The sequence below is a fragment of the Alteromonas sp. CH_MED4-4 genome (assembly GCF_037029575.1).
GTDB lineage: Bacteria > Pseudomonadota > Gammaproteobacteria > Enterobacterales > Alteromonadaceae > Alteromonas > Alteromonas macleodii.
In genome coordinates, this window is the sequence record NZ_JAYMEU010000007.1 from 1 (window position 1) to 10946 (window position 10946).

Annotated in this window: 10 protein-coding genes; 3 read left to right on the plus strand and 7 right to left on the minus strand. The window is 45.4% G+C overall.

The features are described 5' to 3' along the window. Nucleotides 1–192 precede the first annotated feature (192 nt). Genes WA381_RS06580 through WA381_RS06590 form a run of 3 tightly spaced genes read right to left on the minus strand, consistent with a single transcriptional unit; the run spans nt 193 to nt 2288 of the window. Nucleotides 193–1194: a DUF4097 family beta strand repeat-containing protein gene (locus WA381_RS06580; RefSeq protein WP_069945118.1), complete on the minus strand. Its 1002-nt coding sequence runs from the start codon at nt 1192–1194 to the stop codon at nt 193–195. Between the two features lie 13 nt (nt 1195–1207). Then, nucleotides 1208–1720, minus strand: a complete 513-nt coding sequence (locus WA381_RS06585; RefSeq protein ID WP_069945119.1) for a hypothetical protein — start codon at nt 1718–1720, stop codon at nt 1208–1210. After that, nucleotides 1713–2288 (minus strand): RNA polymerase sigma factor, encoded by a 576-nt coding sequence (locus tag WA381_RS06590; protein WP_039233618.1) that lies wholly within the window; start codon nt 2286–2288, stop codon nt 1713–1715. Before WA381_RS06590 ends, WA381_RS06585 begins: the two co-directional genes overlap by 8 nt. 111 nt (nt 2289–2399) lie before the next feature. On the opposite strand from WA381_RS06590, the gene WA381_RS06595 reads away from it, so the two are divergent. Further along, entirely contained in the window at nt 2400–3050 is a 651-nt protein-coding gene (locus tag WA381_RS06595; protein ID WP_156087089.1) for an MOSC domain-containing protein, read from the plus strand. 21 nt (nt 3051–3071) lie between these two features. Here the strand turns inward: WA381_RS06595 and WA381_RS06600 are convergent, their stop codons facing one another. After that, the gene (locus WA381_RS06600; protein ID WP_156087091.1) at nt 3072–4184 is read right to left on the minus strand and encodes an MBL fold metallo-hydrolase; all 1113 of its coding nucleotides are present in this window, start codon (nt 4182–4184) and stop codon (nt 3072–3074) included. Between the two features lie 289 nt (nt 4185–4473). Between WA381_RS06600 and WA381_RS06605 the strand changes: the two genes are divergently transcribed. After that, nucleotides 4474–5163: a response regulator transcription factor gene (locus WA381_RS06605; RefSeq protein ID WP_014977663.1), complete on the plus strand. Its 690-nt coding sequence runs from the start codon at nt 4474–4476 to the stop codon at nt 5161–5163. Continuing rightward, nucleotides 5160–6590: a sensor histidine kinase gene (locus WA381_RS06610; protein WP_156087093.1), complete on the plus strand. Its 1431-nt coding sequence runs from the start codon at nt 5160–5162 to the stop codon at nt 6588–6590. Before WA381_RS06605 ends, WA381_RS06610 begins: the two co-directional genes overlap by 4 nt. On the opposite strand, the gene WA381_RS06615 is transcribed toward WA381_RS06610, so the two are convergent. From WA381_RS06615 to WA381_RS06625, 3 genes are all read right to left on the minus strand, one after another. Beyond that, nucleotides 6568–7698 (minus strand): PepSY-associated TM helix domain-containing protein, encoded by a 1131-nt coding sequence (locus tag WA381_RS06615; protein WP_156087095.1) that lies wholly within the window; start codon nt 7696–7698, stop codon nt 6568–6570. The two genes, WA381_RS06610 and WA381_RS06615, sit on opposite strands and share 23 nt — an antisense overlap. A 13-nt stretch (nt 7699–7711) precedes the next feature. Further along, nucleotides 7712–9757 (minus strand): TonB-dependent receptor, encoded by a 2046-nt coding sequence (locus WA381_RS06620; protein WP_156087097.1) that lies wholly within the window; start codon nt 9755–9757, stop codon nt 7712–7714. 96 nt (nt 9758–9853) lie between these two features. Continuing rightward, nucleotides 9854–10942, minus strand: coding sequence for an efflux RND transporter periplasmic adaptor subunit (locus tag WA381_RS06625; RefSeq protein WP_156087100.1), 1089 nt, complete (start codon nt 10940–10942; stop codon nt 9854–9856). Between the last annotated feature and the right edge of the window lie 4 nt (nt 10943–10946).

The following is a 10946-nucleotide window of genomic DNA, read 5'->3' on the forward strand; positions in this document are numbered from 1 at the left end:
CACCTCCAAGTCATCGACTCACCACCACAATGAGTCGGACAGTGCTTTCGCACTACGCGCCATGCCCGGCGCACAACAAAAAAAGCTGCGATCACTCGCAGCTTTTCATTAATCACCACATGTCTGATTAATAAATGTGGACTAAATTCATTTTTTCAACCTAAAGTTTCAATTGTGTTGCCTATAGCTTATTCACTTTTGGTCTATTTCAATTCGCCCGTGTACCGTAGAGATGTCTACATTTGCAGCCCCACCGTTGTGGATAAAGCGTAGCCAGCTACCTGGGCCATACTTAGGCTTTTGCGACTTTTCATCACTGATATTGTTTACAATGTTGCCGCCAGCGTGCGTCTCAATATCAAATTGTGCCGATACGCCATCTTGAAAGACAAATTCCATCGCACCGCCTACAGAATTCGCTTTTACGCTACCGTTCTTATTAAGACCTAAACTTGCGTAAGTCCTTCCATTAACCGTATTGATTTGCAGTACGTCTACCGCTTGAAGAGACACATCGATTCGACCGTTGACGGTTTCTACTGATACGTCTGGGCTATCGGAAGTGATGTCGAGCTTGCCATTAACTGACGCAAAGCTCACTGGCGTGTTTCCTGAGTGTGACGCTTCAATTTCGCCATTCACTGTTTCCGCCTCTAAACGGCCTCTCACATTCTCAAGCACGATATCGCCATTAACCGACTCAACTTCAACCCGCTCACCTATGTTTTTAAGGGTTACGTCGCCGTTTACCACCTCAACATCTACTGCTTTTGTTATACCTTCTGCAATAAGATCAGCATTGACCGCGGTATAGTGAAGGTCGCTTGCTGAAGGTATATAGATAACAAGGTCGTCGCCATCTTTACCTTTATTAAACCAGCTCTTTGAGTGGCGCTTGACTTCAACGTGTATAACCACGACATCTCCACGTCTTTCAAAGATAAACTCTTCAGTTTGATCGCCCAGTTCACCGGTGACACGAACCTGAGACTTATCCCAAACTCGGATATCTGCTTTTCCGTTGATGTGTTCAATGTCCACTTTCGGCGAAGACGATGTGTCGATGGTCTTATCTACTTTTTCTCCTGCAAACGCCGCAGTAGCGATACTTAGCAGCGCAGTAGTAAGTAATACCTTGGCCCCCAAAGGTGCCATGAACGTGTGCAAAAATGTGCTTTTCGTATTTATATTCATCTTTAAACCCTTATTAAATTTGCTGCCACTTTGGCGCGTGCACTCGCTCAATTAAGGCAATCTGCTGTTGATATACGTGATGCAGCATTTTAATTAATGCTGAGTTGTCTGGATCGTCCTTTAATGCCGCTTTAATAACATCTGCAGCATCGTCCAATTCTTTTAATTGCTCTTGCCAATCTTCAGTTAGCGCCGTTGTACTTTCATAACTAGCAAGAAGACTATTCACTTGTTGTTGTTGCTGCATACTCATTGCGTCAATCAGGGCATAGCCATCGCTTCGATTTTCATCAGCTTTAAACGCAAAAGGAGCCGCGAACCACAATACAGTAACTAAACAAACGCTTGCGGCTATTGCCATCCACTGTTTTGATGTAACCGTAGATGATGAAGCGTCGTCTTGTGAAGCGTCGCCTTGCTGCGATGTTATGCCGAGTTCAATACCTCGCCACAAATCTCGTTCTGGCTGCTTCTCTTTCGATATCCCAGAAATATGCTGAGCAAGCTTGTCGTCAAAATTACTCATCATCGACTCCCATAAAATCTTTCAATAATTGCTTAGCACGGAAAAATTGTGCTTTGCTTGAGCCCACTGCCATGTTCAACATGCTGGCAATGTCTTCATGCCTGTAACCTTCAATTGCATGGAGGACAAAAACCATTCTGGCTCGCTCGGGTAAGCGAATAACTAATGCTTCTAAATCCACATCGGTGCTGTTTTCTTCAGCCGGCATCTCGTTAATGCCGCTGTTTTCCAAGTTAAACATCCGCTGCACCCACCCCTTCTGCTTACGCATATAAGAGATGGTAATGTTTGCCGTAACGCTGTGTAACCATGTGGAAAATTGGCTTTGCCCATCAAAATTAGCAAGCTTTTTCCATAGCTGAATAAAGACTTCTTGCGAAGCATCTTCTGCCATTCCCTTTTCACCTGTAAGCCGGTAACAAAGCGCGTAGACTCGCCCAATATGTTCATCGTAAAGGGACCGAAATGCCTGCTTATCGCCCTTTTTCGCTTTAGATATCAGCTCATTTTCGCTTTTATTACCAAACACCACATTGGCGTGTACAACACGTTGTTGTGTGTGTTCCATTCTTTTCTCTTTGTTATTTGTGGTGCTGATTAGCACTTGTTAGTGTTATAAGGTTAGTCGTACCCTATAGTAGAAAGGTTTAAATGCACAAAAATATTTTTTGGAGATGCCATGTCTACCTCATTTTCTGTTAACGCTCTGTTTGCTGGAAAACCTCAGCCGCTAGGCCCTCGTGGGGCACCAAGCAGTATTGTTAAAGCCCCCGTCGACGCGTTAACGGTGCATATGGACAGAACCGATGAAGACGAACAGGCCAATAAACGGCTTCACGGTGGACCGGAGAAAGTGCTGCATCAGTTCAACCCGACCAACTATCTGACATTAAGAAAGCATTTTCCTGAAGGCGAATTTTCGCTGGGCAGCATTGGCGAAAACATCAGTGTAGAGGGCATGGACGATGCTACCGTTTATATCGGCGATATATGGAAGTTCGGCGAGGTAGAACTGCAAGTAAGTGCACCCCGTGCCCCTTGCAATAAAATCTCGCAACGCTTCGAAGTGCCCAATTTAGATAGATTTGTCGGAGAACGAGGTATCACTGGCTGGTATTACCGGGTTATTAAAACCGGAACCATCAGTGTTGGCGACGAAGTAACACTACTGCACCGTGAGGACGATACCGTTAATGTTCACACCCTAATGCAATGCGCCCATACCAAAGCAGACAAAGCCTTGGCCCAAAAGCTAGCGAATCTTGAGGCGCTTGATGACGAATGGCGCGGAAAATGCCAAAAAATTGCGGATAAGATTGCGGATAAATAGGCCATTTATCCGTAGCTTAAATTAAAAAGACGCCCGCTCACCTTCATTCAAAATAACCCACGGCATTGCAGGGTTTAGCTGCTTCTTCATTTTCATAAGACGAAATAGCGCAGAATGTGACGTCTTGTCACCCATCATCCAGCTGGCATTTCCATAGCCCCAAGGCACTACGGCTTTACAGCCTAGGTCTTGGGCCGCAACAATGGCATCTTCTGGCGTAGTATGTACCTTGCGATACCATTTGGGTGAAGTTTCGCTGAAATAAGACGCTATAGGTAACAGGCAAACATCTATTTCACCAAAGCGCGCTTTAATATCCTTGAAGTGCGGTGAATATCCCGTATCCCCCGCAAAGAACAATGTTTTGCCTTCACTCTCAAATACCCAACCACCCCACAGTGTCGCATTGTCGTCCTCGTACAAATAAGGCACCCAAATTCGGTTACTGAAATGATGGGCAGGCACGAAGTGAATAGAGGTTTTGCCTACGTTTTTGCTGGTATACCACGCCATTTCTTTAATGGTGTAGCCTCTATTAGGGAAGTGCTCTGCGAAACCTAACGGAACAAGATATTCGGGCTTTGTGCCTAATTCGGCAATATCGGCTTTATTGAAATGATCATAGTGAATATGGGAATAAACCACAGCATCGGTTTGTGCGAGTTTGTCTTCACCTACCTCAGCGGGTTCGTTGCGGCTGAACCCCTCCGCCAATCGAAAAGCCCAATTAACGGGCCAATCAAACTGCCCAAACACAGGGTCAATAAGTATTTGCTCACCACCTGCGGTGTTAAGTAAAAAACTTGCGTGCCCTAACCAGGTGACATTAAAGCCGGTGTGCGAGTTCACTGTCGGGTTGTTGCCAACGAACTGACAATTTTGCATGTCACTTTCACATTCAATATCGGCAGACGCTGGGTAGCAATCATTAGTGCACGTGACGGGGTATGCTTTAAAACCGTCGTAAATATTGCTGAATCTGTCCTCATACCCAGGCTCATTGGCGTGCTTGATTACAGCATTTTCACCTTCTATCTGAGTAACATGATTAGAGCTGGCGCAACCAGTCACGACACTTCCTGCTACTACTAGCGACGCCAACAACGTCGTTAACTTCTTTAAACTCATTACCATTTTTAAGATCGTGTCCTTGTAGCTCCAACCTAGGAGGAAAAGCGCTTAGTTGACTGCTGCGTCTATGCTTTATTTACTCAATTGTGCAGACATCAAGAGCACCGCAGTTTAGCGCAAGCACTAAGATAGCGGTTAACCGTTATTGTAAAGCGAGAAACCATCAGCACCACAGTAAATTTGTAACAATATAAAAGCGCGCGTTAGCGGCCGAATTTATCGTCACAAACCGATTAGTTGCAAATGATAACTATTATTAATAGTATGTTTAAAATTCTTTCCTGAAGCCATTATGCGTAAAACCCGAATACTCATTGTTGAAGATGACGCGACGTTAAGTGAACAAATCACACAGCTGTTGCAGTCTCGAGGATTTGACACTCGCCACGAAAGTGACGGTAATGCTGGATTACAAGCTGTGCTTGAGGAGAACTTTGACCTTGTGTTACTCGACATACGCCTTCCCTCTTTAAACGGCTTGTCGCTGTTAAACCAATTAAGGCAAATAAAGCAAACACCGGTGATGATGATCACCGCGTCAGGTGCCGAGCAAGAAAGGATTGAAGGCTACCGTAAGGGCGCAGATGACTACTTACCCAAGCCCTTCAATTTTACTGAAATGATGCTTCGCATCGACGCACTGCTGCGACGCAGCAAAACACTAAACGACTCAGGCACGCAAAAGTCGGAAATCATTGTTGATGTGCTTTATTTAAATCGCATTCAGCAAGTTACCAAATACCACTCAAGATTACTCGAATTCACGCCAATACAATTTAAGCTTCTTTGGATGTTAGTAGATAACAAAGGGGAAACGTTGAGCAAAGCATTTCTTTATCACAGCGTGCTTAACAAACCCTTTTCGAGGTACGACCGAAGCTTAGATATGCACCTGTCTAGAGTACGCAAAAAGCTCGTTGAAACTGGCATGCCCCCTGAACGCCTTGCCACTGTTCACGGACAAGGATATCGCTTTTCGTGAAAAATAAACTGCTATGGCGACTGTGCGCATTTATTGCCGTTGGTACTGTTCTGTTATTTTGGGCCATCGCGTGGCTTACCAATCATACCGAGACCAGCATGAGTTTTATCGATAAAGCTCATCAAGAAACCCTTTATTCCTATGGTCAAGAAGCGGAGAAAATCTACCTGGAGGATGGAGAACAAGCGTTAGCTGCTTTTTTGCAAGAAGTGAAGACAAAGGAGGACACGTGGCTTGCCGTAGTTAACTCCCAAATGACCACATTCGCTGACACCCAAATGTTAGATGAGTTTGTTGACCGATTTCAAATAGGCCGCAGCCCCGAATGGAAAATACATTTGTACTTTTCAGAAAACCCTGTGATGGAAGTCCCCTTCGTCGATGACGATACGCACTTTTTAATTCAACTTCCACAGCGTATGCGCCCAGGTTCGTTATTGCTCGCCACACGCTTAACGCTTCAAATTGCATTACCCTTAGTGATATTAAGTCTGTTGAGTTTTATGCTGTATCGACACTTAATGACGCCACTAAAGCAATTAGAAAATGCCACAAAAGATTTCGCAAATGGCAATTTAGAAGCCCGTGCAATGGCTGCAATGCCCAAGCGAAATGACGAACTTACTGGGCTTGCCCAAACGTTCGACAAGATGGCTCAAAGAACCAGCAGTCTCATTTATAATCAAAGAAGTTTGCTTGCTGATCTCTCTCACGAGCTTCGCACGCCTCTTGCTCGCATTGATATGGCAATAGACTTTGTAGAGCAAGACATTAATCGTGAACAAGCACTTTCACGCTTGCGTTATGAAGCAAGTACGATGAGAGAGCTTGTTGAAGATACCCTAACCTTTGCATGGCTAAATACAGAATCGCCACAATTGAACAGCGATGACTTTGACTTGGTAGAACTTATCAATGTTATTTGTGAAGATGCGCGGTTTGAATACCCTGATAGAACCTTGCATGTCGACACACCTGAATGCGCGAATATTGAAAAGAGCAGCCAGCTTGCTTTGGGGCAGGCGTTAGAAAATATTATTCGTAATGCCTTGCGTCATACCCCTGAGCAAAGCAAAGTGAGTTTAACACTGACCAGCGATAACAATAACTATGTTATCACGGTTACAGACGAAGGCACCGGCGTCCCTGAATCAATGCTAGACGCCATATTCGAACCTTTTTTCAGGGTAGACAAGGCACGGGCAGCCAAAAACTACGTACATGCCGCAAAGCGCTCTGGCTTTGGTCTTGGGCTTGCACTGGCGAAACGTCAAATTGCCGCTGTGGGCGGCGACATTTCGGCGATAAATCGCGCTGCACTAATCAAAGACAACGCATTACATAGAGACGCTAGTGCTACAAAGCAAACAGGGCTAGTCGTTACCATTACCCTGCCTAAGTCTTTTAATGCTGCTTTCGCAAATTGAGAAGTCTCTGCACACCAAGTAGTGTGCCAGTATAAACTAAGATACAACAAAGCAAGCTGACCAGCCCTGCTATGGTCTGGCCTATAAAACCAAAGTATTCTCCCGTGTGCAAAAAGCGGGAAGTACCCCAAGCCTGACTCCCTTTGGGCCAATCGGTTTTGTACAGTGTCCTAGTGATGTCACCGGTTCCCGTGTCGAAATACAGTGAATACGCTAACTCTTGCCTGTGCCCTATACTTTTATCGATATAAAACCGTGCAACACCCTCACTTTTGCCAATTTCCATCCACATGGAATACCAATCCTGATAGCCATTTTCATTGGCGTGTTGCTGAGCTTTGGTAAATAGCGTGTCGTAACTGACAACGTCGGCGTCTAGCGTCTCAGGCATAGCTTTCTTTTCGCGAGTAGGGACTTGTTCACCGTACATTCCATACAATGCTTTGTTTGCCCACTCAAAATAAAACAGGGTAGCCGTTAGTCCAATCACAAGTAAAAATGGCAGCGACCATATGCCAAAAACAAAATGCCAATGTCGGCGACGGTGCTGTTTATTAGTGTACTTTTGCCGTAACCACATTTGCTGCTTTAAGGATTTTTTCGATATGTGTTTGGGCAACCATACGATGACTCCCGATAACAGCAAAAAAATAAAAATAAGATTGCTATAAGCCGTTATGGTTTTGCCAATTAATTGGTAATCCCCTTCCATTAAAAGGTATCGATGCAGGTCAGTGATGACATGAAATGCTTCTTCAACGACCCCTTCTCCTTCTCTTAATATATCTCCGGTATAGGGGTGAATAAGATAGCTGTGTTCGCCGGCCCATGCGGGAATTGCCGCTCCCTCGCTATTGACCCATCGAACAAAAATATGCGCTTCGTTAGGATGCTTTTCACGAAGTATTGATACAACCCGCTCAGTCGAGATTATCGACTTTTCGATATCAATCGTTTGCGCATAAGCCATTTCACTTAGCTCTTTGAACTGGCGCTCGTAAGTGAGTAATACACCAGTAAAAGCCATAATGAAAACGACAATGCTGGCCAATAAGCCAGCAAAGAGGTGGGCCCAAAAGACCCACCTTTTAAACGTGGAAAAGTTCATCTAAAGGCGTTGCTTAGAAATCGTAAGTGACAGACAAACGAATATCTCGTCCAGCTTCTTGCGGACCAATAACGCTTGGGAATACTTCGCTGTAGTCACCCACACTTGAATGGTCGATATACGCTTCATCAAACAAGTTCGTTACCGCCAGATTTAAGCGAAGGTCGTTTGTGACTTCCCACTCCCCATAAATATCCACTAGGGTATAGTCTGCTTTGTTAAGTGAATAAAGCGAGTCGGTCCAACCGTTTTCCAAGGCCTGATGAAGGGTATCTATGTTGATGTCGTCAACCATAGTGATGTTAAAGCCAACGCTAATGTCTGCAGTAACGGTGTAATCTGCACCAAGTACCCACGTATCACCGCGACTATTACCTAAGCCAACAAACTCGTATCCGTTAATATCGATGCTGTTATAGGGTACGCTGTACAGATCTTCACGAGGCATCAATTCAACATCTACGCTTGAAAACCCAAAGTACACGTCAACAGAGTCCCAGCGATACGCAAGGTTAAACTCTACGCCAGATGATTCTAGGTCGCCGATATTATTAAATACCGAGTTGCCTTGATAACCGCTAAATAGCACATCATCAATAGTAGATTCATAGGCGCTAAGGCGCGCATTAAGGTTATTCGCGCTGTATTCGATTGACGCTTCAATATTAGTGACAGTTTCAGGCACCACGTCACTGGCAACAACGGGAACGTCCTCACCATCATATAAGTATTCGTCAAGCGTGAAACCATCACCAATTTGCTTACCGCGCGCCGCTTCTGCGTAACCAAGACCAAGGGTCCAAGCTTCGGTAAGCTGATACTCAAGACCGACGTTAAAGCTAAGTTCATTGTCGTCTAGTCCAGATGGCTCATCGGTAACGGGTGTGCCGTAATAGTCATCGATCAAGATTTGTTGCTGAAAATCAAAGTCGTCATAACGAACACCGTAGCTCAACAACAACTCTGGTGTGATATTGCTATGAGCTTGCGCGTAAATACCCATTACGCTGCCTTCTTCTGCGTTCTGCACAGGACCTACGCCAGGGCCACTTTCTACCTCATCTTTACGATAGTCGATACCGTAGGTGAATACGTGGTTTGAAATGTCGGTGGTGTTTCTAATATCAAAACCATAGGTATCGATATCAGACAAGAAATCGAAACGGCCGCCGCGGAACGATGATGATGTTTGGTATGCAGTGGCTTCTAAGAAAACCAATGCGCTGTGGTCAAAGCGGTAGTTCGCTACGTAGGTATCACGCTCTGCTTCACTAGGATAAAGTGGAGCACCTTCTAGTACTACCCAGTTAGGTCTTGCCGAAAACTCACCTTCTTCATCGCGCTGCTCTGCACTTATTGAAAGGTATTGATTATCCGCAATGTAACCACTGGCTTTAAGGAACATGAGATCTTGATCTGCGGCAGTGCCCAGCACTTCGTTGCCGTCGCCATCTTCAAAGTTATCTCTGTCAACCGTGCTGTAATAACCTAGCAAGCCCCATGAATCACTTAGCTTTCCATAAAGGCTGCCGCTATATCGGGTGCCTTCGTTTGAGAAATAACTCACTTTTACTCGACCACCAAATTGTTCGTCGCCTCTCAATAAATCTTGCGCATCTTTGGTTTTAAAGCGGATTGAACCACCAATGGCACCTGGGCCACTGGTTGCTTCACCTGCACCAGCCTGCACATCGATTTGCTTCAAAAGATCGGGATCTAGCGTCACGCGGCCTATGTGGTGAAATAGGGTTGAGGTTTGTTGCGCGCCATCTACGGTTACATTCAGGTAAGCATCTTCTAGTCCACGGATAAAGATTTTCTGTGCTACACCTACTGAACCGCCAACGCTGACCGACGGAGACTCTCTAAAAACGTCAGCTAAATCGTTTGCCTGAAACTGCTCAATATCCTCGGCAGTAATGCTCAAGTTAGTTGCTGCGCCTACCACAGCAACTCGCTCTATAGACTTGGTTTCTTCATTCTGGTTTTCTAGGGATTGCGCAAATACTACCGGACTGGATAGCGTGCATACTGCACTGGCTAAAACTAACTTTTTCAAGGATGTCTCCATTTGATAATCAACAATTACAAATAAGAAACATTCTCATTAACTTTAGTCTAAATGGATAGCACTTTTACATTTGTTACAATTCTCTCAGTTCTTCGCTGTCAAAGACTCACGCTCATTGTTGTAACGTACTTTCTGGCCTGCACGCAGACGTTCAGCTCCTCTCACCACAACCGAGCGCTTCGGGTTCACATCGCCAAACACTTCAATTCTATCGCCCATCCCCACCCCGGTTGTCACCTTAACTTGCTCCGCTTCATTATTTTCATTGAGCTGATAGATAAAGGTGCCCGACTTTCTTAGTACCAGTGCATCGCGGGGTATGGTGACACCATCATGAGTATCGCTGCTAGGCAGCGCCACGCGCACTGCACTGCCTATAGGAAAGTCACCGGGGTTGATGGCAATTCGTAGCTCCATCATGCGCGATGTACTGTTGCCTACCGGTACAATGGCACGAATAGATTCTTCTACTTGGTTCACGTTATTGTGAACGCTAACGCTCATGCCGTTAGCAATATAGGGTAATACGTTGAGCGGTGCGCGCACCTGAACTTCAACGCTATCAGGGTTTACCACGCGAAGCAGGGTTTGCCCTACCCCAGTGTATTCGCCCGGCGACTGCAGCCTTTCAACCACCAAAGCCGTAAAGGGAGCACGAATACTGCTTTGTGCTATCTGATACTCGGTGAATTCTAAATCCAATTTGGCTTGCGCTAACTCCTGCTTAGCATTCTCTAAGTCTGCTTCCACTTCCTCTAACTCGCCTCTGGACGTGTTTTGACTGGCCTGAAGGTTTTTGTACCTCGCGAGTCGTTTGGTAAACAGTTCAACCTGCGACTGCCATCTGGCAATATTTGAGGCATTTTGATTGCGGGTAATGCTTAAGCGAGTATCGTCGACTTTAACTAAAGGCTCCCCCGCTTTTACCACATCACCTACCTCTGCCATCCAAGTGATGCGACCGTCTACCTCAGAAGCAAGGTTTGCATCGATAACGCTTAGTACCGTTCCAGGAACCCAGGTTAGTTGTGAAATCGCTTGCTCTCTGGCTTCATCTATTTGAACCAGCACCGGCGGTGGTTGATTGCTATCCTGTGCTTGTGCGCTCAACGATACACTGCTTGCAAATAAGGCAAACACACTAAGGGCGAGAGTAGAAGTCATTGCTTTCATGGTT